Source organism: Rhizobium sp. BK196 (assembly GCF_014193255.1).
Classification (GTDB): domain Bacteria; phylum Pseudomonadota; class Alphaproteobacteria; order Rhizobiales; family Rhizobiaceae; genus Rhizobium.
In genome coordinates, this window is sequence record NZ_JACHZB010000005.1 from 56,277 (window position 1) to 79,532 (window position 23,256).

19 protein-coding genes are annotated in these 23,256 nt (G+C 60.8%); 10 read left to right on the top strand and 9 right to left on the bottom strand.

Annotated elements, in window-relative coordinates:
- Positions 1 to 6 precede the first annotated feature (6 nt).
- A complete protein-coding gene (locus tag FHT78_RS17705) occupies positions 7 to 2,415 on the top strand; it encodes a glucan 1,4-alpha-glucosidase (RefSeq protein WP_183746655.1) in 2,409 nt (802 codons plus the stop codon).
- Positions 2,416 to 2,528: 113 nt separating this feature from the next.
- The gene (locus FHT78_RS17710) at positions 2,529 to 3,182 is read left to right on the top strand and encodes a LysE family translocator (protein WP_183746658.1); all 654 of its coding nucleotides are present in this window, start codon (positions 2,529 to 2,531) and stop codon (positions 3,180 to 3,182) included.
- Between the two features lie 33 nt (positions 3,183 to 3,215).
- On the opposite strand, the gene FHT78_RS17715 is transcribed toward FHT78_RS17710, so the two are convergent.
- Positions 3,216 to 4,286, bottom strand: coding sequence for a GGDEF domain-containing protein (locus FHT78_RS17715; protein WP_183746660.1), 1,071 nt, complete (start codon positions 4,284 to 4,286; stop codon positions 3,216 to 3,218).
- A gap of 364 nt (positions 4,287 to 4,650) precedes the next feature.
- On the opposite strand from FHT78_RS17715, the gene FHT78_RS17720 reads away from it, so the two are divergent.
- Positions 4,651 to 4,887 carry a hypothetical protein gene (locus tag FHT78_RS17720; protein ID WP_183746663.1) on the top strand — a complete coding sequence of 79 codons (237 nt, stop codon included), beginning with the start codon at positions 4,651 to 4,653 and terminating at the stop codon, positions 4,885 to 4,887.
- A gap of 55 nt (positions 4,888 to 4,942) precedes the next feature.
- Here the strand turns inward: FHT78_RS17720 and FHT78_RS17725 are convergent, their stop codons facing one another.
- Entirely contained in the window at positions 4,943 to 6,550 is a 1,608-nt protein-coding gene (locus FHT78_RS17725) for a fumarate hydratase (RefSeq protein ID WP_183746666.1), read from the bottom strand.
- Between the two features lie 228 nt (positions 6,551 to 6,778).
- On the bottom strand, positions 6,779 to 8,170 hold the full coding sequence (gene fumC, locus FHT78_RS17730; RefSeq protein ID WP_183746669.1) for a class II fumarate hydratase: 1,392 nt from the start codon (positions 8,168 to 8,170) through the stop codon (positions 6,779 to 6,781).
- A gap of 416 nt (positions 8,171 to 8,586) precedes the next feature.
- Here fumC and FHT78_RS17735 point away from each other — a divergent pair, with 416 nt between their 5' ends.
- Positions 8,587 to 10,485, top strand: coding sequence for a murein L,D-transpeptidase (locus FHT78_RS17735; protein ID WP_183746672.1), 1,899 nt, complete (start codon positions 8,587 to 8,589; stop codon positions 10,483 to 10,485).
- A 292-nt stretch (positions 10,486 to 10,777) separates the two neighbouring features.
- Here FHT78_RS17735 and FHT78_RS17740 read toward each other — a convergent pair whose 3' ends face one another.
- On the bottom strand, positions 10,778 to 11,512 hold the full coding sequence (locus tag FHT78_RS17740) for an HAD family hydrolase (protein WP_183746676.1): 735 nt from the start codon (positions 11,510 to 11,512) through the stop codon (positions 10,778 to 10,780).
- 194 nt (positions 11,513 to 11,706) lie between these two features.
- Between FHT78_RS17740 and rpiA the strand changes: the two genes are divergently transcribed.
- The 3 genes from rpiA to gor all read left to right on the top strand — a co-directional run bounded on the left by rpiA (position 11,707) and on the right by gor (position 14,489).
- Complete coding sequence (gene rpiA / locus FHT78_RS17745) at positions 11,707 to 12,405, top strand: ribose-5-phosphate isomerase RpiA (protein ID WP_183746679.1); 699 nt, start codon at positions 11,707 to 11,709, stop codon at positions 12,403 to 12,405.
- A gap of 17 nt (positions 12,406 to 12,422) precedes the next feature.
- Positions 12,423 to 12,995: a DUF2059 domain-containing protein gene (locus FHT78_RS17750; protein WP_183746682.1), complete on the top strand. Its 573-nt coding sequence runs from the start codon at positions 12,423 to 12,425 to the stop codon at positions 12,993 to 12,995.
- 108 nt (positions 12,996 to 13,103) lie between these two features.
- Positions 13,104 to 14,489 carry a glutathione-disulfide reductase gene (gor, locus tag FHT78_RS17755; RefSeq protein ID WP_183746685.1) on the top strand — a complete coding sequence of 462 codons (1,386 nt, stop codon included), beginning with the start codon at positions 13,104 to 13,106 and terminating at the stop codon, positions 14,487 to 14,489.
- Positions 14,490 to 14,516: 27 nt separating this feature from the next.
- On the opposite strand, the gene FHT78_RS17760 is transcribed toward gor, so the two are convergent.
- Positions 14,517 to 15,860 carry a pilus assembly protein TadG-related protein gene (locus FHT78_RS17760; protein ID WP_183746687.1) on the bottom strand — a complete coding sequence of 448 codons (1,344 nt, stop codon included), beginning with the start codon at positions 15,858 to 15,860 and terminating at the stop codon, positions 14,517 to 14,519.
- A gap of 260 nt (positions 15,861 to 16,120) precedes the next feature.
- Here FHT78_RS17760 and FHT78_RS17765 point away from each other — a divergent pair, with 260 nt between their 5' ends.
- The gene (locus FHT78_RS17765) at positions 16,121 to 17,497 is read left to right on the top strand and encodes a 3-deoxy-7-phosphoheptulonate synthase class II (RefSeq protein WP_183747573.1); all 1,377 of its coding nucleotides are present in this window, start codon (positions 16,121 to 16,123) and stop codon (positions 17,495 to 17,497) included.
- Between the two features lie 325 nt (positions 17,498 to 17,822).
- Positions 17,823 to 19,097 carry a tyrosine--tRNA ligase gene (gene tyrS / locus FHT78_RS17770; RefSeq protein WP_183746690.1) on the top strand — a complete coding sequence of 425 codons (1,275 nt, stop codon included), beginning with the start codon at positions 17,823 to 17,825 and terminating at the stop codon, positions 19,095 to 19,097.
- A gap of 64 nt (positions 19,098 to 19,161) precedes the next feature.
- On the opposite strand, the gene FHT78_RS17775 is transcribed toward tyrS, so the two are convergent.
- From FHT78_RS17775 to FHT78_RS17785, 3 genes are all read right to left on the bottom strand, one after another.
- Positions 19,162 to 19,917, bottom strand: a complete 756-nt coding sequence (locus FHT78_RS17775; protein ID WP_183747577.1) for an NUDIX domain-containing protein — start codon at positions 19,915 to 19,917, stop codon at positions 19,162 to 19,164.
- 2 nt (positions 19,918 to 19,919) lie between these two features.
- Entirely contained in the window at positions 19,920 to 20,399 is a 480-nt protein-coding gene (locus FHT78_RS17780; RefSeq protein ID WP_183746693.1) for an HIT family protein, read from the bottom strand.
- 209 nt (positions 20,400 to 20,608) lie between these two features.
- Positions 20,609 to 21,358: an aminoacyl--tRNA ligase-related protein gene (locus tag FHT78_RS17785; RefSeq protein WP_183746695.1), complete on the bottom strand. Its 750-nt coding sequence runs from the start codon at positions 21,356 to 21,358 to the stop codon at positions 20,609 to 20,611.
- 467 nt (positions 21,359 to 21,825) lie between these two features.
- Here FHT78_RS17785 and FHT78_RS17790 point away from each other — a divergent pair, with 467 nt between their 5' ends.
- Positions 21,826 to 22,221 (top strand): GFA family protein, encoded by a 396-nt coding sequence (locus tag FHT78_RS17790; protein ID WP_183746698.1) that lies wholly within the window; start codon positions 21,826 to 21,828, stop codon positions 22,219 to 22,221.
- 149 nt (positions 22,222 to 22,370) lie between these two features.
- On the opposite strand, the gene FHT78_RS17795 is transcribed toward FHT78_RS17790, so the two are convergent.
- Entirely contained in the window at positions 22,371 to 23,201 is an 831-nt protein-coding gene (locus FHT78_RS17795) for an alpha/beta hydrolase (protein ID WP_183747580.1), read from the bottom strand.
- Positions 23,202 to 23,256: the final 55 nt, after the last annotated feature.

Here is a 23,256-nt window from a genome sequence, read left to right on the forward strand (position 1 = left end):
CAGCACTTGGCCTTTCCGACACTGCCACCCGGTTCCGTCGAGCCACCAGGCGCGCCGGGCATCGAACCCCGCTGGACCTCCAGCGACAAGAGCGCGGTCGGCACATCCGTCAGTTCGGCGAGCTGCGTCTGGTTTACGGCAAGCCATGGCATCCTCAACGAGATCTACGCGCCGCGGCTCGACATGGCCTGCGTGCGCGATTTCGGCTTCATCGTCACCGCGCAGGACTATTTCTCCGAGGAGAAGCGTGATTGCGATCACAGCGTGCAGGCGATCGAGGACGGTGTTCCGGCCTTCCGGCTCATCAATACCGCCCGTGACGGCCGCTATCGTATCACCAAGACGATCTTTTCGGATCCGGAGCGCGAGGTGGTGCTGCAGGACATCCGCTTCGAGGCGTTGACGGGCAGTCTTTCCGATTACCGGCTGCATGCGCTGGTCGCCCCGCATCTCGTCAATGGCGGCGCCGACAACACCGGCTGGTACGCTAATTTCAAACGCAAGCCGATGCTTTTTGCCGAGGGTTCCGGGCGGTCGCTCGTCATTGCCGCGTCGGTGCCCTGGCTTGCCCGGTCCGTGGGCTATGTCGGCTTTTCCGACGGCTGGCAGACATTGTCGCGCGGCGAGGGACTGCGGCAGGACTATTGCTGCGCCACGTCGGGCAATATCGCACTGTCGGGAACACTTAATATCGAGGCTGGCGAGGGAAGGGCGCTGATCGCCATCGGCTTCGGCACGCAGCCGGAGGAGGCTGCCCTGCGCACGCTGCTCAGCCTGGAACAGGGTATGGAGCCGGCACTGAAGCATTACCGCAACGGCTGGCGGGAGTGGCAGGCCGGTCTGCTGGCGCTCGACGAACCGCATGACCCTGACAAGCTTAACCGCTACCGCGTCAGCACCAGCGTGCTTGCCACCCATCGCGACGATGCCTCCGGCGCCATCATCGCCAGCCTCTCCATCCCCTGGGGCTTCAACAAGAGCGATGACGACCTTGGCGGCTATCACCTCGTATGGACACGCGATCTGGTGGAGACGGCGGGCGGGCTGCTGGCGGCCGGGGCGGCGGCGGACGCACGTTCGGTGCTCGACTATCTCACCGTCATCCAGGAAGCGGACGGCCATTGGGTGCAGAATGCCTGGCTCGACGGACGGCCCTATTGGAACGGCATCCAGATGGACGAGACGGCCTTTCCGATCCTGCTCTACGACATGCTGCTGCGGTCAGGCGAAATCGGTGCCTCGGAGGCCCGCCGCTACCTGCCGATGATCGAGGCGGCGGCAGGCTATATCGTTCGAAACGGTCCCGCCACGCAGGAGGATCGCTGGGAGGAGGATGCCGGCTATTCGCCCTTCACGCTTGCCGTCGAGATCGCCGGCCTGCTCGCGGCGGCCGACGCTGTGGAAGCGGCAGGGCGGCTGGATGCGGCGCATTATCTGCGCGAGGTGGCCGATGGCTGGAACGAGCGCATCGAGGAGTGGACCTACGCCACCAATACCGAATTGTCGCGCCGTCTCGGCGTCGAAGGCTATTATGTGCGCATCGCTTCGGCGACCGACGGTAGCTTGTCACTGTGGCGTGACTTTATTCCGATCCGCAATCGGGACGATCTCGGCGAAGTGGTTGAAGCGGACCTGCTGATAAGCCCGGATGCGCTGGCACTGGTGCGCTTCGGCCTGCGGGCCGCCGATGACCCGCGCATCCTTGGCACGGTGGCGGCGATCGATGCGCAGTTGCGGCGCGACCTTCCGGCCGGGCCGTACTGGTATCGCTACAATGACGACGGCTATGGCGAGCGCGTCGGCGGCGCCCCCTTTGCCGGCAGCGGCGTCGGCAGGCTCTGGCCGCTGCTGACCGGCGAGCGCGCTCATTACGAGCTTGCGGCGGGGCGGGCGGACGAGGCGCGGCGGATGCTGGCTGCGCTCGAAGCCTCGGCAAGCGAGGGCGGGCTGTTGCCGGAACAGATATGGGATAGCGAGGATGTGCCGGAACGCGAGCTTTTCCTGGGTCGCCCCTCCGGCAGCGCCATGCCGCTGGTCTGGGCGCATGCCGAACATATCAAGCTGCTTCGCTCGCTCCGAGACGGCGTGGTCTTCGACATGCCGCCCCAGACCTTTGCCCGCTATGTCGCGGCAAGGCCTGCGCCGGCACCTTTCTCCTGGCGGCTGACTGACCGGCGCGAGCGGATTCCGGCGGGCAGGGTTCTTCGCATCGAACTGCCTGCGCCGGCAAAGGTGCGCTGGTCGATCGATCAATGGACAAATGCCTCGGATGCGCCATGCGAAGACAGGGGCTTCGGCACCTACGTTTTCGACCTGCATACTGAAATGCTTCCATCCGGCTCGATCGATTTCACGATCTTCTGGACGGATGCGCAGCGCTGGGAGGGGCTGAATTTCAGGGTCGAGGTGGTGTGAGGCGAGCCATCACTGCGGATCTTGTCGCAGTGAGTAACGCCGGGGCCGCAGACTTGTTTGAGTGAGGCCTCAAACATGATATCGGAGTACCGCCAACACCGAGGAATTCGAGAATGTTCGTTTCAAGCACGCTGATCCCGTTCTTCCTGGCGCTTCTTGCCCTGCAGCTCTCGCCGGGTCCTGACATGCTGCTGGTCATCGGGCGTGGCATCGGGCAGGGTCGGCGTGTGGCATTTCTGACTGCCGTCGGCGGAACCCTTGCCGCGGGGCTGATCCAGCTTCCGCTTTTGGCACTTGGTATCGCATCGATCATCCAGAGTTCGCCTCTCGCCTTTGCGATTCTTCGCTGGGTTGGCGCCGCCTATCTCATCTGGCTTGGTTTAAAGCTTCTGCTGAAAACGCGTGGAACGCTAGATCCGACCGTCGAACGCAATCCCGTCTCCAGCTGGACGGCACTACGTCAGGGCATGGTCAGCAATTTGACGAACCCGAAGGTACTGGTTTTCATGCTGGCTTTTCTTCCGCAGTTCGTTGATCCGCACAATGGCTGGCCAGTCGCCGCCCAGCTTCTGATCCTCGGAGGGATGCAGAAACTCTCCGGTTTTGTCGTGCTTGCGCTTGTGGCTCTTGGCGCTGGCGGTCTCGGCAACTGGCTTTCCCGCCGCCCGCATCTGTTCGTCTGGCAGAAGCGCTTTACCGGGCTCGTGATGCTTGGTCTCGGCCTCCGCCTGGCGCTGACGGGTGAGGCGCGCCCAGTCAGCGCGTGACGACGCTATAGGCTGCCGGGAAAGCGCCCGATATTACGACTTGTAGATTAGCCAACTCTTGGAGAATTCCTTCTGCATGCCGTCTTCATAGACGACGGTGCAGTTGCGCCCGGCGTTCTTTGCGCTGTAAAGCGCGATATCGCTCTTGGAATAGAGGTCGCCGGCATCGCCGGCATGCGAGGCCATGCAGACGCCGATGGAAACCGTGACCGGGCCGTAGTTCACGCGGGTGCGGGAATTCTTGAAGGGGGTGGATTCCAGCGTCCGGCGAATGCGCTCGGCAATCGCCGTCACTTCGTCCAGCGTGTTGCCGTCGATGATGAGGGCGAATTCCTCGCCGCCGGTGCGCGCGACGAAAACATCGCGGCGGACATTGGTGCGGATGACGGAGGCGACCGTCGCCAGAACCTTGTCACCGACTGGATGGCCGTAGGTGTCGTTGATCTTCTTGAAATTGTCGATGTCGGCCAGGAGCAGGGCCGTCACCGGACGCAACGTTGGGTTATTAAAGACGGCGGCGAGCCTGTCGTCGAAGGCGCGGCGGTTGGAAAGGCGCGTCAGCGAGTCGGTATTGGCGATGCGCTTGTATTCGTCGAGTTCCTTGCGGACCTGATCCATCTCCTGCGAGCGCTGAACCATGTCTTCGACGGTCTTTTCGCCGTGGGTGATCGTATCGCCGGTTGCCTGGGTGAGCAGGTCGATGGCGTTTTCGATGAGGTCCGCGCTCGTCGTGCTCTTGGAACTGATGCGCTTGCAGGTCTCGTTGAGCAGCCGGTTATAGCTTTCGAGCGAAGTCTGCTCCTGGCGCAGCACCCGCAGCAGGCCTTCCAGTTCCCCAGCAATGCGGCTGTGGGCGTCGTCGAATATCTTGGCCGGTGCCGTGTGGGCGCAGTGCTGAGCGCCGAGCGCATCGAGCTCGGCCTGCGTCGCCTGGCTGCCGAGCGCGGCAAGGTCGCGGGTGAGTGCGGGATTAGAGCCGATATAGGCTTCGTAGAAGAGTTCGTAATTGCGGGGAATGGGTGCAACGCCCATGGAGCGCATGGCATAGGTGATCTGACCCGCGACATCGGGAACCTGCACCTTCGGCACAACAGCCGTATTCATTCCGGCAACTCCTCGTCCACCTCTTAAGCAATCTTCTATTTGTTATCCTAGATTTCTTGGGAAATGATTAAGGCGACATATACCAAAGATTACATGTGATAAGTTTGATAAGCGCCAATACTACGATCAGCCCTATGATTTTTCTCAAAGATTTGTAAGTTCTACTGTAATTGAGGCACCTCCTATGCGCGAGGTGTATCAAAAAAGTTCAATCCTCTTCTCTTTTCAGGGATTGTTTTGATTTTGTTGACGTTCGGTATCTGTTGTCTGGTCTACTGGCAGGCAGGGTTAAGTGACAGATTTTGTCTTAAGAAACCGGATTTACGGGCGCTAGATAGCGCCCCCCTGCCGAAGGCATGAGTTCATGGAACCGTCTCGCCACACCTCGCCCGCCATTCTTGCTCTCGCCATTACATTCGGCGTTGCGTTCCTTCTGCAGCAGAGCGGCTTTTTCAACGGCATCTTCAGCACAGACATCCTCGCCAGCGTGAAGGCAGAGGATGTCCTGAGCGCTGCCGATATCGCCGCAATGGAGAAGCAGCCAGCCCCGTCCATGACGGCCATCAATCTCGACGGGCCTCAGGCGGCTTCGGTTCGGTAGAATATGGGATTTGAGGGGCGATCCGGCACGCGGCCAATCGCCCTTCACCACTTCCTTAGCCCAGATTCAGCTCCTGGAAGAAGTCGTTGCCCTTGTCGTCGATGACGATGAAGGCCGGGAAGTCCTCCACCTCGATCTTCCAGACGGCTTCCATGCCGAGCTCGGGATATTCCAGAACCTCGACCTTGCGGATGCAATCCTGCGCCAGACGGGCGGCCGGGCCGCCGATGGAGCCGAGATAGAAGCCCTGGTGCTTTTTACAGGCTTCGCGCACGGCGCGCGAGCGGTTGCCCTTGGCGAGCATCACCATGGAGCCGCCGAAGGACTGGAACTGGTCGACATAGCTGTCCATCCGGCCGGCAGTCGTCGGGCCGAAGGAGCCGGATGCGTAGCCGGCGGGCGTCTTGGCCGGGCCGGCATAATAGACCGGGTGGTTCTTCATATAGTCGGGCATGCCTTCGCCCTTTTCCAACCGCTCGCGGATCTTGGCATGGGCGAGGTCGCGGGCGACGATGATCGTGCCCGTCAGCGACAGGCGCGTCTTGACCGGGTGCTTCGAAAGCTCGGCGAGGATATCGGCCATCGGCTGGTTGAGATCGACACGCACCACGGATTCGGAGAGTTTCGCCTCGTCGATCTCCGGCATGTATTTCGACGGATCGGTCTCCAGTTGCTCGATGAAGATGCCGTCACGGGTGATCTTGCCCTTGGCCTGGCGGTCGGCGGAACAGGAGACGCCGAGGCCGATCGGCAGCGAGGCGCCGTGGCGGGGCAAGCGGATGACACGCACGTCATGACAGAAATACTTGCCGCCGAACTGGGCGCCGACGCCGAGGCTCTGCGTCAGCTTGTGGATCTCCTTTTCCATCTCAATATCGCGGAAGGCGTGGCCGCTTTCGGACCCTTCCGTCGGCAACTCATCGAGGTAACGGGTGGAGGCGAGCTTGACGGTCTTCAGGTTCATCTCGGCCGAGGTGCCGCCGATGACGATCGCCAAATGATAGGGGGGACAGGCTGCCGTACCTAACGTAAGGATCTTCTCCTTGAGGAAGTCCAGCATGCGGTCATGCGACAGGAGCGAGGGCGTGCCCTGGAAGAGAAAGGTCTTGTTGGCCGAGCCGCCGCCCTTGGCGACGAAGAGGAAGTCGTAGCTGTCAATGCCTTCCTCATAGATGTCGATTTGCGCCGGCAGATTGTTCTTGGTGTTCTTCTCTTCGAACATCGTGATAGGGGCGAGCTGCGAATAGCGCAGGTTCTTCTTTTCATAAGCGTCGAGCACGCCCTTCGACAAGGCAGCGGTATCGCCGCCTTCGGTCCAGACGCGGCGACCCTTCTTGCCCATGATGATCGCCGTGCCCGTATCCTGACACATGGGCAGCACGCCGCCGGCCGCGATATTGGCGTTCTTCAGGAGGTCGTAGGCAACGAAACGGTCATTGTCGGTCGCTTCCGGATCGTCGAGGATCGAAGCGAGCTGCTTCAAATGGCCGGGGCGCAGCAGATGGTTGATGTCGGCGAAGGCGGTTTCGGCGAGCAGGCGGATGCCTTCGGGATCGACAGAGAGGATCTCCTGGCCCTTGAAGCTGTCGACCGAGACGTAGTCGCTGCTGATCTTGCGGTAGGGGGTGGTGTCGGCGCCAAGGGGGAAGAGATCGTCAGCCATCGAAGTGACCTTTCTAGGTGGGATAGTTTGGAACGGGTCTAATTCTGCGACGGGGTAAAAGCAATTGGGGAGGGTGCGAGATCGGCGGCAAAAATGACGCGTCTCCTCCTCCCATTCCTGTGTCAAGTACAGGAATGGGAGGAGAGGTGAGGCGCTAAGCCTCAGTGGTTATACTTCCCAAAATAAAAGGCCGGCTGAGCCGGCCTTCCTGGTGTCCAGCCAGCCCAGTCACTTCGGGCTGATCATCGTTTCCGGACGCACGATCGCGTCATATTCCTCCGGGGTCACCATCCCGCTCGCCAGCGCCTCTTCCTTCAGCGTCGTACCGTTCTTATGCGCCGTCTTGGCGATCTTGGCGGCGGCGTCGTAGCCGATCTTTGGGGCGAGCGCGGTCACCAGCATCAATGAACGTTCGAGGCCGGCCTTGATATTGTCCTCGCGGGCTTCGATGCCGACGACGCAATTGTCGGTGAAGGAGACGGCGGCGTCGCCGAGGAGTTGGACCGACTGCAGGAAGTTATAGGCCATCATCGGATTGTAGACATTGAGCTCGAAATGGCCCTGGCTGTCTGCGAAGGTGAGCGCTGCATGGTTGCCGAAGACGTGGATGCAGACCTGCGTCAGCGCTTCGCACTGGGTGGGGTTCACCTTGCCGGGCATGATCGAGGAACCGGGCTCGTTTTCCGGCAGCGCCAGTTCGCCGAGGCCGGCGCGAGGGCCGGAGCCGAGCAGGCGGATGTCGTTGGCGATCTTGAAGAGGGCGGCCGCCGCCGCATTGATCGCGCCGTGGGCGAAGACCATGGAATCATGCGAGGCGAGCGCCTCGAATTTGTTCGGCGCCGTCACGAAAGGCATGCCGGTGATGGCGGCGATCTCTTCGGCGACCTTCTCGGCAAAACCGACCGGCGCATTCAGCCCGGTGCCGACTGCGGTGCCGCCCTGGGCAAGTTCGCAAAGGCCGGGCAGGGTCATTTCGATACGCTTGATGGCCGAGCCCACTTGCGCGGCGTAGCCTGAAAACTCCTGACCCAGCGTCAGCGGCGTCGCATCCTGCGTATGCGTGCGCCCGATCTTGATGATGTGGCTAAACTCCGTGACCTTCATGTCGAGGGCGGCATGCAGATGCTTCAGTGAAGGCAGCAGGTGGTGGGCGATCTGTTCGGCGCAGGCGATGTGCATGGCCGTCGGGTAGGTGTCGTTCGACGACTGGCTCATATTGACATGATCGTTCGGGTGCACCGGCTTCTTGGAACCCATGACGCCGCCCAGCATTTCTATGGCACGATTGGAGATTACCTCATTGGCGTTCATGTTGGATTGCGTGCCGGAACCGGTCTGCCAGACGACCAGCGGGAAATGGTCGTTCAGCTTGCCGTCGATCACTTCCTGGGCGGCATCCACGATAGATTTGCCGATGCCCGCATCGAGCTGGCCGAGCGCCATGTTGGCGCGTGCGGCCGCCTGCTTGACGATGCCAAGCGCACGCACGATCGACAGTGGCTGCTTTTCCCAACCGATCTTGAAATTGCCGAGAGAACGCTGCGCCTGCGCGCCCCAATATCGGTCGCCGGCGACTTCGATCGGGCCAAATGTATCGGTTTCGGTGCGGGTGGAACTCATGGCTTCGTGCCTTCCTGTCACATGCTGTTAAGGGCAGTCTTTGAAGATGAAGGACTTATAGGGTGGAAAGCTCTCCAAGAAAACCGGACACAGTGCGAAATATTGAAAGCCATTGTCATGTTTATTGGCGTATTTCAGCGTGTTCTTTCGGCCACGCCGGAAAATTAATGCAGAGAGCAGCGGAAGGTGCCCTTTCTCAAGCCGGAAAATTCGGTAAAAAATTAACTAATAATTTCATAATTTTGTGTGAACTGACGAGCGGCGCTTGCGTTCGACCCCGTCACACAAAGTTGAGCTGAAAGCGCTGGCTGCGCGGGCCGGTTTCTGATGAATGGGCCGCGGCTGCCGGGAATCTGAAAGAATTGATCTGAGCCTTTTTGCTCGACAACAGCATGATACTGGAACTGGAAAACAAGATGAAGTTCGTTTTGAAAAGCGCGGTTTCCGCATTGGCACTTTCCTGCGTGATGGGCGCGGTTCCTGCGCATGCCTATACGCTGATGGACATGCTGCGCGGCGACCGGGCAAGAAGCGGCCAAAGCACGATCATCATGGACCCTTCGGCTCCGGTTCGCGGCAATCCCGGCAATCGCAACGGCCTTGGCGGCGATATCGATCCGGAAGCTGCGATGCCGAAGGTTTCCAGCCCGCGCTACTACACCTACAAGGCTGAGACGCTGCAGCTCGTCGATACGACGAAGTTTGCCGATCCTGTCGTCACCGGCGCGGTCGCCGACGTCTCCGGCTCGGCCACGACCGACGGCGCTCCGCAGCGCCACTTCCTAACGGAAGCCAAGGTTCGCGCCAATGCCGATGTCGCCAAGGCCCTGCAGGCCTATTATGGCGACGGCAAGAACCCGCTCATCTGGGTGTCCGGCGAGGGCGTCAACGAGCGCGGCAAGGCTGCGCTGACCGTGCTTGCCGATGCGGCAAGCGTCGGCCTCGATCCGGCCGATTATGCCGTCTCCGAGCCGAGGATCGATCCGGCCAATCCGGCTCCCGATGTTCGCGACCGGGCGCTGACGCAGTTCGAACTGGCGCTTTCCTCAAAGGTTCTCGCCTATGTGCAGGACACGACGCGCGGCCGCGTCGACCCGAACAAGCTCTCCGGCTACCATGATTTCCAACGCAAGGTCGTCAAGCTCGATCCAGTGCTGAAGCTTTCCCGGATGAGCCCGGATGTTGCCGCCTATCTTTCCAGCCGCAACCCCGACAGCACGCAGTTCCTGGCGCTGAAGGCGGAGCTTGCCAAGCTGCGCGCTGCCGACGACGGCAACGAAGCGCCGATCACGATTTCGCTCGATGGCCTGCTGCGTCCAGGCGACAGCTCGCCGGAAGTCGCCAACATCGTCAAGGCGATCCAGAAGAATGGTTCGGAAGAGCTGAAGACCGCGCATGCGGCAACGTTTGCGGCCTATACCGGCGGCAGCGACTATTCGCCCGAGATCGTGTCGCTGGTCGAGGACTTCCAGAAGGAACATGGGCTGAAGCCTGACGGCGTGATCGGCCAGGCAACCGTGCGCACCATGACCGGCGGCGACACCAACGCCTCCAAGATCGACAAGCTCGTCGTTGCCATGGAACAGGCGCGCTGGCTGCCTGAGGATCTCGGCCCGCGCTATGTGATGATCAACCAGCCGGCCTTCATGGCCTATTACTATAACGACTCCAAGCAACAGCTTGCGATGCGCACCGTCGTCGGCGGCAAGAACAATCAGACCTATTTCTTCGACGACGAGATCGAAACGGTCGAGTTCAACCCGTTCTGGGGCGTGCCGCAGTCGATCATCATCAACGAGATGTTGCCGAAGCTGCGCTCCGACCCGAACTATCTGGACCAGATGGGCTACGAGGTTGAAGTCGGCGGCCATGCCGTTCCGTCCTCCAGTGTCGACTGGTACGGCTCGACGCAGAATATCTCGGTCCGTCAGCCGCCGAGCAGCGACAATGCACTAGGCGAATTGAAGATCCTGTTCCCGAACAGCCATGCCATCTATATGCACGACACGCCGTCGAAGAGCTTCTTCAAGCGTGACATGCGTGCGCTCAGCCACGGATGCGTGCGCCTGTCCGATCCGCGCGCCATGGCCGCTGCCGTTCTCGGCACGACGGTCGATGAGGTTGCCAAGCAGATCGCAACCGGCCAGAACCATGCCGTGAAGGTGCCGCAGAAGATCCCGGTCTATGTGTCCTATTTCACGGCATGGCCCAATAAGGATGGCGTGATCGAATATTTCGACGACGTTTATGGCCGCGATGCTTATGTGAACAAGGCGTTCGATGTGACGACGAAGTCACGTGAGGCGCAGATCTGACGTTTGGCGTTGGATGAGTGTTTGGCGGGCGGCCGTTGGGCCGTCCGTTTTGTATTTGAGGTGAGAATTGCGAATGAGAGGGTGTGCCGTGTGACCCCTCATCCGCCCTTCGGGCACCTTCTCCCCGCAGGGGCGAAGGGGAGCAAGCCGCACGGTTGAGTTCCATGAAGACCGTTTGCGGATAGGATAGGAGAGCCGTTGCCACAAGTCCCTTCTACCCATCGGGGAGAAGGTGCCGGCAGGCGGATGAGGGGGCCAAGAGCGCAAACGCTTTGGTCTGCTCTATCAGTCCTCAAACAGCAACCTTCGCCGCAGAGCCCTTCAGCAAACTTTCCACCAGTTCCACCGTCAATTCATCATAGTGCGTGATGATCACATCCGGGTCCAAACTTGACACCGGCACATCCGAATAGCCGAAGGGCACGGCGATGGAGGGTACGGCGGCATTCTTCGCTACCGCAATGTCATTGATACTATCGCCGATCATCACCGAGCGGGAAACATCCCCGCCGGCGCGTTCGATGGTGCCAGTCAGATGCCGCGCATCGGGCTTGCGGTGTTCGAACGTGTCGCCGCCGGTGATGGCGTCGAAGTAATGCGTCAGGCCGAGGTTTTCGATCAGGCCGGTCGCCAGGCCCTCCAGCTTGTTGGTGCAGACGGCGAGGCGATAGCCCGATGCCTTCAGGCGGTCCATGGCAGCGACGAGGCCGGGGTAGGGCTCGGTATGACCGGGCATGTTTGCACTATAATGAGCGATGAAACGCTCCACCAGCGCCGGCAGCTCTTCCTGCGAGATCGGTTTTCCCTGCAGCTTGCAGGCGCGTTCGATCATCACACGGGCACCCTGGCCGACAAGGTGCGTGAGGTCGTCATAGGTGACGGGCCTGAGATCCAGCGCTGCGATCGTGTAGTTCAGGCTTTCGACCAGATCGACATGCGTGTCGAGCAGCGTGCCATCGAGATCGAAGACGACGAGGCCTTTATTCTTGGGAAGAGCCTGGCCGGCATTTTCGCGAGCGGTGGTCAAAGTGGTGCCTCTTTGCGGGATAGGATTCTCAGGGAGTAGGCGATGAACGGGCGAAAAGCAACGTCTGGACGGCAGACAGAAAAGCCGCAGCCGAAACGCGTGGCTTTCAATCGCAAGACAATGATTTTGGCTTTCGTTTGCAATACGAGCCGTGTAAACAGCACATCCAACGCAATATCAGGAGCTGGCGGCGCATGGATGCCCGCGAAATGAAGATCAAGGCCGCCGAGGCCGCGCTTGTTCATGTCGAGTACGGCATGCGCCTCGGAATCGGGACCGGAAGCACGGCGGAAGAATTCGTTCGTCTGCTCGCCGAAAAAGTTGCAGCCGGTTTTAAGGTCGAGGGCGTGCCGACGTCCGAACGTACGGCGCGGCTCTGCGTCGAACTCGGCGTTCCCCTTAAATCGCTGGATGAGCTGCCGCAGCTCGATCTCACCATCGATGGCGCCGACGAAGTCGATCAGGCGCTTCGGCTGATCAAGGGCGGTGGCGGCGCTCTGCTGCGCGAAAAGATCGTCGCAGCAGCCTCGACGCGGATGATCGTCATTGCCGACGAAAGTAAGCTGGTGCAGACGCTCGGCGCTTTCGCGCTGCCGATCGAGGTCAATCCCTTCGGCCTCGTTTCGACGCGCATCGCGATCGAAAAGACCGCCTCGCGCCTTGGTCTTTCCGGCGAACTGACGTTGCGTCAGTCCGGTGACGGAGAGTTTACCACCGACGGCGGACATCACATCATCGATGCATCTTTTGGCCGCATTCCTGATGCAGAGGCGCTTTCGAGGGAGCTGAATTCCATCCCCGGTGTCGTGGAGCACGGGCTTTTCATCAATATGGCGGCGCTTGCGATCATTGCCGGTCCTGCAGGCGCCCGCACGCTGCAGGCAAACAGATAACAGGAGCATAGAAACTCATGATGAACATTGCAGGTCTTGGCCGTCTTGCCGCTGCGACCATCGTTCTTTCCGGGCTTGCCTTCGGCTCTGCCGCAAGAGCGCAGGAGGTTTCAGAGGAGCAGTTGAAGGCTGCCCGCGCGGCCATGGACGCCATCGGCGCAACCACTCAGTACGACAATATCCTGCCGGGTCTGGCAGAGCGTCTGAAGGCCGGCCTCATCCAGGATTCGCCGAACTATCAGGATGTCATTTCCGCGACCGTCGATGCCCAGGCGCTGGCTCTGGCACCGCGCCGCGCCGACCTCGAGAAGGAAGCCGCCCTGACCTATGCCAAGGCCTTCACGGTGGACGAGTTGAAGGCGATTGCCGATTTCTACAATTCCGACGTCGGCAAGAAGCTGTTGCGCGATGGCCCGGTCGCTTCGCGTGAAACCGCCAAGGCTGCCGACATCTGGGCACAGGGCATTTCCCGCGACCTCCAAAAGCAGAGCAATGCCGAGCTTTCCAAGGTCATCAAGGCTCCGCCACCGGCAACCGACACCCCGGTGCAGCCGGCTCCGGCCGCAGCACCGGCACCGGCCAAGCAGTAAGGCCGCCCTCACTTTTCGCAAAAGCCCGGCTTCGTCCGGGCTTTTGTTTTTCTGCTGCTCTCTCCTATATGTGAACCACCCATCCAGCGATTCCCTCCGGAGATCATCATGCCATCCTTCGACTACGACCTCTTCGTCATCGGCGGCGGTTCGGGGGGCGTGCGCAGTGCGCGCGTTGCGGCCTCGCTCGGCAAGAAGGTGGCGATCGCCGAGGAATATCGCTACGGCGGCACCTGCGTGATCCGCGGCTGCGTGCCGAAGAAGCTCTTCGTCTATGCTTCGCAGTTCCACGAGCACTTCGAGGATGCGGCCGGCTTCGGCTGGACGGTCGGCGAAAGCTCGTTCGACTGGAAAAAGCTTGTGGCCGCCAAGGACGGCGAGATCGCGCGGCTGGAAGGACTCTATAAAAAGGGGCTTGCCGGGGCCAATGCCGAGATACTGGAGACCCGGGCCGAACTCGTCGACGCGCATACGATCAGGCTGCTGAAGACGGGAAAAACAGTCACTGCCAGGACCATCGTGATTGCGACCGGCGGCAGGCCGAACCCGCATGGCGCGCTGCCCGGCCACGAACTCTGCATTTCCTCCAACGAAGCCTTCCATCTGGAAGAGCTGCCGAAATCGATCCTGATCGCCGGCGGTGGCTACATCGCCGTCGAATTCGCTAATATCTTCCACGGGCTCGGCGTCGAGACGACGCTGATCTATCGCGGCGCCGAAATCCTTTCGCGTTTCGACGAGGACCTGCGTCGCGGCCTGCACGAAGCCATGGTTGGCAAGGGCATCCGCATCCTCTGCCAGGATGTGATGGAGAAGGTGACAAAGGGCGAAAATGGCCTCGTCATCGAGACGATGAAAGGCGAGACGCTCAATGCCGGTGTCGTCATGCTGGCGCTCGGCCGCGATCCGAACACGAAAGGGCTGGGCCTCGAAAAGGCGGGTGTTGCGGTGAACGAGCGCGGCGCCGTCATCGTCGACGATTATTCGCGCACCAATATCGACAACATTTATGCGCTCGGCGATGTCACCGACCGGGTACAGCTGACGCCGGTCGCGATCCACGAGGCCATGTGCTTCATCGAGACCGAGTACAAGAACAATCCGACCAAGCCGGACTACGACCTGATTCCGACCGCCGTCTTCTCACAGCCGGAGATCGGCACGGTGGGTCTGTCAGAGGAAGAGGCGGGCAAGCGTTACCAGGAGCTGGAAGTCTATCGTGCCCAGTTCCGGCCGCTGAAGGCCACATTGTCCGGCCGGGCCGAGAAGATGATCATGAAGCTGATCGTCGATGCCGCAAGCCGCAAGGTCGTCGGCGCCCATATCCTCGGCCACGATGCCGGCGAGATGGCACAGCTTCTCGGCATCACGCTGAAAGCAGGCTGCACGAAAGACGATTTCGACCGCACCATGGCCTTGCACCCGACGGCGGCCGAAGAGCTGGTGACAATGTATGCGCCGAGCTACCGTATCAAGGACGGCGCGCGGGTGTGAGGCCTGCGCGGCCATCAGCTGGTCAGGTCAGCCGGTCAGGCGCGGCGCCCGGACGACCTTGAGGAAAAGGGCGTTCATCGCATCGCTGATGCCATCGGTCGGGCTGACCTCGAAATAGTAGCCGGGGGAGGCGCAAGCTGACATGCGGGTCGGGATCGTGGCCTGGAAGGGTTTGATCCACTTATTGTACCAGTCGTTGGTCAGCAGCGGTAGATAGGTCGTATAAAGCACGGCGATCTTGATGCCTCGGTCCTTGAGCTTTTGGCAGAAGGTGATGTCGATCGGTTCCTGGCAGCGTTGACCCGTAACAGGTTCGGTGCAGGTCGTGGCCTTGTAGCTGTCGCCGACGCCGTCGGAGACGAAGAAGACGATCTTCTGCGCGTCGGCGGAACTCGTTCCCGAACCCACGGAGGTGATTTTGTTGTTGAGCAGGGTGAGGGCGTTGTCGAAGCTCGTCTGGGTGTCGTTATTATAGCCCTGCTGGGGAATGGTCATCAGGTCCAGGACATATTCGCTGTCGCCGGGCTGCGGGTTCAGCGTCTTTTCGGAAACCTTGTTGCCCACCTTGTCGAGATCGCTCGTCAACGACACGACCTCGGTCAGTCCCGCCGCCTCTGCCTTGACGCCGAAGGTGTAGACCGCCATGCGGAACTGATTCTCGGTATCGGCCTTGGCGGTCTTAGTCAGCGCCTGCGTTGCCTGGCGCACCACGTCGATGCGCATGGTGACGTTGTTCTTCTTGGCGAGCGCATAATAGTCCTTACCCTTGTTGGCGCCGCTTTCATGGCAGGCGAAGGCGCATGAGGCGTTCGATTTGTTGTTCGCGGTGAGATTGACCATTTTGGTGACGTCGGCGGGCGTGGCGCCGACGCCCATCGAAGGCGTGTTATCGACCAGGATGTAGAAGTCCATGAAGGAGGCGGTCTGGTATTCCGCCGTCGCCGTGCCGCTGATATCGACACTGTCCTTGCCGAAGATGCGCATGAACGAGGTCGGCACCGTCGCCTTGAACGTCACCTGCGAACGCAGTTTGTTGGCGGTCTTGGTGACGTCTATGCTGGTGTCGACGTTGAGCGCGGCAAGTTCCGGGGACATCTGCCCGAAGAAGATATCGCGCGCCTCGGTCTGGCCGACGCCGACCGTCCCGTCCTGCACCATGCTGGTTGCGGCCGCGGCGGCGCTGGATTTCTGGGAGACGGCGCCGACCGCAGCGGCGTCGGCCGCCGCGTAAAGTTCACTGCGCAGGCTCAAGGCATGGGAAAAATCGATCGCAAGGCCCGCCGCCCCGACCAGCGGCGCCATCAGCAGTGCCGTCATGATACCGAAATTGCCGGACCGGTCCGACAGGAAAGCGGACGAAAGGATACCCATGTCATGCCCCTAGTTTATTAGGGTATTCTGTACATAAGAAATCTAAATTAGCTGGAAAATAGCATGGTATATACCGCCTTAACGCCGGTTCGGCATGATGTTGGAGTGATCGGAATGGCGCTGCGAGCGGCCGACGGAAACTCTCCGAGGGCGCCCCGAGTGCCCTACTAGGCAAGGGGAGGTGAAAGGTTTATAAGCCGCCGGATTATTTAACGGGCAGGCATCCGGGATCAAACCGGATGGGGAAGCAGATGAGCGACATGGCACAGAATTGGACCCCGAGCAGCTGGCGGAGCAAACCGATCCAACAGGTTCCGGAATATCCCGACGCGGCTGCGCTGGCGGCGACGGAAGCCGTGCTTTCCACCTATCCGCCGCTGGTTTTTGCCGGTGAAGCCCGTCGCCTGAAGAGCGCGCTCGCCAACGTGGCCGAAGGCAATGCCTTCCTGCTGCAGGGTGGCGATTGCGCCGAAAGCTTCCTGGAACATGGTGCCGACAATATCAGGGACTTCTTCCGCGCGTTCCTGCAGATGGCGGTCGTGCTGACCTTCGGCGCTCAGCTTCCCGTCGTGAAGGTCGGCCGCATCGCCGGCCAGTTTGCCAAGCCGCGTTCAGCGCCGATGGAAACGCAGAACGGCGTTTCCTTGCCAAGCTATCGCGGCGATATCGTCAACGGTATCGAATTCACGCCGGAAGCCCGCATCCCGAGCCCCGAGCGTCAGCTCGACGCTTACCGCCAGTCGGCCGCGACGCTGAACCTGCTGCGCGCCTTCGCGATGGGCGGCTACGCCAATCTCGACAACGTGCATAAGTGGATGCTCGGCTTCGTCAAGGACAGCCCGCAGGGCGAGCGCTACCGCAAGCTTGCCGACCGCATCAGCGAAACCATGGATTTCATGAAGGCGATCGGCATCACTTCGGACAACAATCCGAGCCTGCGCGAGACCGATTTCTTCACCAGCCACGAAGCGCTGCTGCTCGGATACGAAGAGGCGCTGACGCGTGTCGACTCCACCTCCGGTGACTGGTACGCGACCTCTGGCCACATGATCTGGATCGGCGACCGCACGCGTCAGCTCGACCATGCGCATGTCGAATATTTCCGCGGCATCAAAAACCCGATCGGCCTGAAATGCGGCCCGTCGCTGCAGCCCGACAACCTGATCGAGCTGATCGACGCGCTGAACCCCGCCAATGAAGCCGGCCGCCTGACGCTGATCTGCCGTTTCGGTCATGACAAGGTGGCCGACAACCTGCCAAAGCTCATCCGTGCCGTCGAGCGCGAGGGTAGGAAGGTCGTCTGGTCCTGCGACCCGATGCACGGCAACACGATTACGCTCAACAGCTACAAGACGCGCCCCTTCGAGCGGATTCTCTCGGAAGTCGAAAGCTTCTTCCAGATCCACCGCGCCGAAGGCACGCATCCGGGCGGCATCCATATCGAAATGACCGGCAAGGACGTGACCGAATGCACCGGCGGCGCCCGCGCTGTGACTGCCGAAGACCTGCAGGATCGCTACCACACCCATTGCGACCCGCGCCTGAACGCCGACCAGGCGCTGGAGCTGGCGTTTTTGCTGGCGGAGCGCATGAAGGGCGGCCGCGACGAGAAGCGGATGGCTGCTGCCAACGCGTAAGGCAAAGCGAATAGCGAGAATCGAGTAGAGAAGCCCGGCTCGTGCCGGGCTTTTTTCTGCCTATGAGGACCCAACTCCTCATCTCCGCGCTTGGCATAGCGACCCAGTCTGCCGAAGTCTTAGGAAGAACCGGAGCCCTTGTGGTCAAGGCGCCCGCCATGTATGCAAGCTGCATGACCCATATACCGACCCTTTCCGGCCTGTATTACACGCTGCTCTCATAGAGCGGCGACGGTCGTCTATTTGACGTCAAAAACGCCGCACGGTCGGCGGCGTGTGTTTCAGCAAAAGGTCTCCGGCCTGATCGGCCCTCATGGAGACCCTTATGACCATCAATTTTCAGCCTTCCACCAAGCTTCGATCGGAGTTTCTCCGTGTTCTCTCCGAGCGCGGCTTCATCCAGCAATGCACTGATATCGAAGCGCTCGACATCAGACTCAACGCAGGGACCGGCACAGCCTATAACGGCTTCGACCTGACGGCCGACAGCCTGCATGTCGGGCATCTCATCCCCATCATGATGCTGCGCTGGTTTCAGAAGACCGGTAACAGGCCGATCGCGCTGATGGGCGGAGCGACCACGCGCCTCGGCGATCCGAGCCTTCGCGATACGTCGCGTCCCTTGCTCGGCGAGGAGCAGATCGCCCGCAATCTCGCCGGCATCCGGCGCATTTTCGAACGGTTTCTGAGCTTCGGCGACGGGCCGACCGATGCGCTCATGGTCAACAATGCCGATTGGCTCGGCAGCCTGAAATACCTGGATTTCCTGCGCGATGTCGGTCCGCATTTCTCCGTCAACCGGATGCTGACATCCGAGAGCGTGCGCCAGCGGCTGGAGCGAGAGCAATCGCTCTCGCTGCTCGAATTCAACTACATGGTCATGCAGGGCTATGACTTTCATGTGCTTGCCGAAAAACATGGCTGCCTGCTGCAGCTCGGCGGTTCCGACCAATGGGGCAATATTCTCAGCGGCGTCGAATTCGGGCGGCGTGCCGGCGGTCGAACGCTGTTCGGGTTGACGGCGCCGCTCTTGACGACGTCCTCGGGCGCGAAGATGGGCAAGAGCGTGTCAGGCGCGGTCTGGCTGAATGCCGAGCGGCTGTCGCCCTACGAATTCTGGCAGTTCTGGCGCAATACCGAGGATGCCGATGTTGGCCGCTTCCTGCGGCTTTTTACCGAACTGCCGCACGACGAGATCACACGTTTGGAGGCGTTGCGCGGCTCGGAGATCAACGTGGCGAAAAAGATGCTTGCCGACGAGGTGACACGGCTCTGCCATGGTGCAGATTTGGCAACAGAAGCCTCGGAAACCTCGCGGCGCATGTTCGAAGACGGCGAGGCTGTCGCAGGGCTGCCTACTGTCACAGTGACTGGCCAGGCCCTTCGTGAGGGCCTGCCGCTGCCGGACGCGCTTGTGAGCGCCGGGCTTGCCAAATCGAAAAGCGAAGCGCGCCGGCTGATCCTTGGCGGTGGCGTGCGGGTCAACAGCCGTGGCGTCGGCGATGAAACCACGCGGCTCGGTCATGCGGATATGGAGGGCGGCGTCATCCGCCTGTCGGTCGGCAGAAAGAAGCACGTGCTGTTACGGCCGGAATCATGAAGCAATCAAGGGCGGGCTCCATTCGTCACCGCCGATGGCGTGATGAACAGAACCCGCTCCCTGGCTACAGGGAGTGACGCTGACGGAAATGGTGCTGCAGGAAGGACTGGGCCTTGAGGAAGCTCCAAGTGCGTGGAGCGCCGGGCAGAAATTCGTCGTCGTTCAGGATGTCACTCAGCGGTGATGCAAAGAGTTTGGCCGCCTCGTTACGGTCTGGCGCGTGACGGGCGCCGTCGACGATCTCGGCAGCGGTCGACCGGCTTGCGGCCAGCAGGAAAAGCTCCGGATGGCAGAAGACGGGATCATAGGCGAGGCCGATTGCAAAAGCGTCCGAGCGCTCGATATCGGTGACGGCGATTTCCTCGGCGAGTTCACGGGCAGCTTCTTCGAAGAGGTCGATCTCTTCGCCGGCCGCGGGCTCCGCGTAACCGCCGACGAAATAGAGGGCACCGGGGTTCTGCTCGGCGGTGGGGCTGCGTTTCGTGACAATCACCTGCTGGTCCGCAGTTATCAGAACGACAGTGAGCCCAAGGGGATCGGCGCGCTCGGCCTGGGGGTGCTCCTCGGCAAAGCCGGCATGGCGCGTCACCACGTAAGCGGAAAACCATGTGCTGTTAGCGGTGATGTTCAGCCGGCCATTCTCGATGCCATAGGCAGCCATGCGCAGGAGCCGCCCGTCGAAAGCGGCGGGGTGTCTGGCAAGGAAGCGATCCCAACCGGATTTCCGTTCCGCCTCAACCGTTTCGGAAAGCTCAAATTCTCCCGCAAGGCGACAATGAATATGGTCGACGGCGATGCTGAAGGCTTCGTCTGCTAACATCGTCACTGCATTGCCTTTCTCAGCAGTTCAATGGTTTCGGCCACGGAGGGTCCCTGGATCGGTGGCGGTTCGGCCCGTTCGCAGAATTCCCGCCAGATGAAGAAGGTCAGCTCTGCGCCATCGGTCGGGGTTTCGCCGGGGCCTTCGGCGAAGGTCTGGAGCAGGCGATAGCGCTGGTCCTGCCAGAAAAGCTCCTCCACCCAGTCATAGACTGGAATGATGTGGAAATGGATGGGATATCCCGGCGCGTGGCCGTAGCGGCCGATATAGACGCGTTTTGCGCCGAGCACCGTGCCAAGGGCCTTCTGCGCCTTGGCCAGCAATGGGCCGAGTTCGCCAAGGGCTGCGGGCGATAGCTCGGAGAGGTCATTGATTAAGCTTCGGGAACTGACCATGAGATAGCCGGGCAAGGCGGAATTGATGCGATGGTTCACCAGCCAGCCTGATGTTTCGGATACGTGGAATTGCGGGGGAATTTCCACGGGCTGCTTTCCTCCATCGTGCGGGCACCACTGATATTGCATGCACCGGAAAGCCGCGCCTTGCTGGTCAAGGGCACCGCACAAGGAACGGTCTCTGCTTGGCGACATGTGCTGAGGGCTGAAGCCGTTCCCTCAGACGAGCCAATGCATATAACTAACACTATGTTTCCAATGCGGACCGGATTCCGGTGAATCTGGTCCGCATTTCCTTACAGGTTCGTTGCAAGATCCCAGTTGTAGACGCAGCGATCAAGGCCTATGGCGATTTCCAGAACGAGAACATCCTGTTCCACAGCCGGGCCCTTTTTCGGCTGCGTCCAGTAGCGCCCGGGAAAATCCGTGCGGCGCGAGATCGAGCAGACCTCCATCCACTTGTCGCCGTTATCCACCTCGACATCTACAGTCGTCTGCGAATAAGCCGGCAGTCGGTCCGAGGGCACGATACGGGTTTGGAAGGGTATGATTGCGGCGACCATGCGGCGCACGGGCTCGAGCGAGGCGGCATGATAGTCGTTGCCGCTGTCGGCCGTGTAGGCGCACTGGAATTCCAGCTGCCAGAACTCCTTCAGGCGCATGTGCTTGGTCGGCTGCTCCTGTTCGCGCCGGTAGGATCGGCCGGCCTGCCAGACGCAGAGGGGTAGACGCGTTCTCGAATGATTGCCGAGAATGTGCTGCATGTAGACATAGGTCGAGGGCGTCGTTTCCGGCCTCAGCACCAGCGGTGCTTCGGTCTCGGTCAGTTGCTCCTGCGCCCAGATATCGGCATTGGTATAGGCGTCCGAAATGAGGGGCCGCGGCGTCAGCGCCGGCGCCTCGACCCGTCTGATATCCCAGGCCGGGTTGACCGATCGGAGGAAGCTTCGCACTTCTTCGGAAAAGAAACGGACCATATGGTCGCGCATGTTGATTTCGCGCTCTTCCCAGTGGACGAGCGAATTGACATTGAAAAGATTGAGCACGGTGCCTGTCTCCCTGGCAGCCCTGAGATAATGGTGGGGGCTTTACGTCCAGCAATTCGCCGGACGCATCACAGGCATCCGGACGTTACCGCTGGACGCGGAGACCTCGTCCGCCAAAAGCGCGCAGAACGGCAACCTGCAGGCAGGTGCGGTTCAAACGGGAGATGTGCGCGCTGTCGGAGTTCATGGCAACTTCGTACTTGCGGGTCTGGCGCTTGTCAAATCGGCTTTCGGCGTTGCGGCCAATAGTCAATCCGTGCAGCATCTGGCGCCGCACGGATGAGGGCTGGAAGATCGCGTTCCATCAGGGCACACCGATAAGCTAAGCCGACACGGGCACAGCATCGATGCCGGCATTGGCGGATGGTGCGCAAAGCATCAGCTTTCCTGAAGCCTTTGATCAGCGCTTTCGATTTGACCGCCGGGTGTACGGACGTCGCTCTCCGAATAGTTCAGGGGGAACGGAAATGAGCGAATATCATGCGGGTGGGTGCCTGTGCGGTGCGGTGCGGTTCGTAGCGCGGGAGAAACCCGATGTCGTGGTCGGCTGCCATTGCTCACAGTGCCGGCGGCAGACGGGGCTTTATTATGCTGCGGCCGACGTACCGGTTTCGGCCGTTACGATTGCCGGCGAGGAAAAGCTGCGCTGGTATCAGTCGAGCGATGAGGCCAGGCGCGGTTTCTGCTCGCAGTGCGGCTCGGCGCTGTTCTGGCAGGGGCTTGGCCGCCCGGTCATTTCCATCATGGCCGGCGCTTTCGACGAACCGAACGGGCTCAGCTTCGGCTACCATATCTTCTGTGCCGACAAGGGCAATTTCTACGAGATCGCCGATGGCCTTCCGCAACATGCGGGCCGCGCTTAAGCTTTGACGAAGGCAAGCAGCATGCGGCCAGCGTTCTTCCGGCGCGGTATGCTCAAGGCCGAAAATGACGTGGCCAACAGGTAGGCTCTACCCCCACAAACAAAAGGCGCGCCGCAAGGACGCGCCTTCGCAAGTCTTCGAGAGAAAACTCAGCCCTGGATGAAGGCCAGCAGGTCGGGGTTGATGACCTCGGGATGCGTGGTGCACATGCCGTGCGGGAAGCCGGGATAAGTCTTCAGCGTGCCGTTCTTGAGCAGCTTGGCGGACAGCGGCGCGGAGTCGGCATAGGGAACGATCTGGTCGTCGTCGCCGTGCATGACGAGAACCGGCACGGTGATCTTCGTGAGATCATCGGTAAAGTCGGTTTCCGAGAAGGCCTTGATGCAATCGTAATGGGCCTTTGCGCCGCCCATCATGCCCTGACGCCACCAGTTTTCGATCACGCCCTGGCTGACCTTGGCGCCCGGACGGTTGAAGCCGTAGAAGGGACCGGTCGGGATATCGAGGAAAAACTGAGCGCGGTTGGCGATGAGCGCTGCACGAAAGCCATCGAAGACCTCGAGCGGCAGGCCGCCCGGGTTTTTGTCGGACTTGACCATGACAGGCGGTACGGCACCGATGATGACGGCCTTGGCGACACGGCCTTCCTTGGCGCGGGCGACATAGTGGACGACTTCGCCGCCACCTGTGGAATGGCCGATATGGACGGCATTCTTGAGGTCGAGATGATCGGTCAGTGCGGCGACGTCGGCCGCATAGGTGTCCATCTCGTTTCCTTCGAACGTCTGGGTGGAGCGCCCGTGGCCACGGCGGTCATGGGCGATGACGCGGAAACCTTTTTCAAGGAAGAACATCATCTGGTTGTCCCAATCGTCGGCACTGAGCGGCCAGCCGTGATGGAAGACGATCGGCTGGGCATTCTTCGAACCCCAATCCTTGTAGAAAATTTCAGTTCCGTCCGCGGTCTTGATAAAAGGCATGGTCTGGCTCCGATTTTCCGTTGATGTTGAACTGGTTGCGGCAAGCGCGGCTCTG

What these genes read in the sequence shown, in the direction of transcription:
- FHT78_RS17710 (WP_183746658.1), top strand. Translation starts at nt 2,529, where the DNA reads ATGTTCGTTTCAAGCACGCTGATCCCGTTCTTCCTGGCGCTTCTTGCC.
- FHT78_RS17715 (WP_183746660.1), bottom strand. Translation starts at nt 4,286, where the DNA reads ATGAATACGGCTGTTGTGCCGAAGGTGCAGGTTCCCGATGTCGCGGGT.
- FHT78_RS17720 (WP_183746663.1), top strand. Translation starts at nt 4,651, where the DNA reads ATGGAACCGTCTCGCCACACCTCGCCCGCCATTCTTGCTCTCGCCATT.
- FHT78_RS17725 (WP_183746666.1), bottom strand. Translation starts at nt 6,550, where the DNA reads ATGGCTGACGATCTCTTCCCCCTTGGCGCCGACACCACCCCCTACCGC.
- fumC (WP_183746669.1), bottom strand. Translation starts at nt 8,170, where the DNA reads ATGAGTTCCACCCGCACCGAAACCGATACATTTGGCCCGATCGAAGTC.
- FHT78_RS17735 (WP_183746672.1), top strand. Translation starts at nt 8,587, where the DNA reads ATGAAGTTCGTTTTGAAAAGCGCGGTTTCCGCATTGGCACTTTCCTGC.
- rpiA (WP_183746679.1), top strand. Translation starts at nt 11,707, where the DNA reads ATGGATGCCCGCGAAATGAAGATCAAGGCCGCCGAGGCCGCGCTTGTT.
- FHT78_RS17750 (WP_183746682.1), top strand. Translation starts at nt 12,423, where the DNA reads ATGATGAACATTGCAGGTCTTGGCCGTCTTGCCGCTGCGACCATCGTT.
- gor (WP_183746685.1), top strand. Translation starts at nt 13,104, where the DNA reads ATGCCATCCTTCGACTACGACCTCTTCGTCATCGGCGGCGGTTCGGGG.
- FHT78_RS17760 (WP_183746687.1), bottom strand. Translation starts at nt 15,860, where the DNA reads ATGGGTATCCTTTCGTCCGCTTTCCTGTCGGACCGGTCCGGCAATTTC.
- FHT78_RS17765 (WP_183747573.1), top strand. Translation starts at nt 16,121, where the DNA reads ATGGCACAGAATTGGACCCCGAGCAGCTGGCGGAGCAAACCGATCCAA.
- tyrS (WP_183746690.1), top strand. Translation starts at nt 17,823, where the DNA reads ATGACCATCAATTTTCAGCCTTCCACCAAGCTTCGATCGGAGTTTCTC.
- FHT78_RS17775 (WP_183747577.1), bottom strand. Translation starts at nt 19,917, where the DNA reads ATGTTAGCAGACGAAGCCTTCAGCATCGCCGTCGACCATATTCATTGT.
- FHT78_RS17790 (WP_183746698.1), top strand. Translation starts at nt 21,826, where the DNA reads ATGAGCGAATATCATGCGGGTGGGTGCCTGTGCGGTGCGGTGCGGTTC.
- FHT78_RS17795 (WP_183747580.1), bottom strand. Translation starts at nt 23,201, where the DNA reads ATGCCTTTTATCAAGACCGCGGACGGAACTGAAATTTTCTACAAGGAT.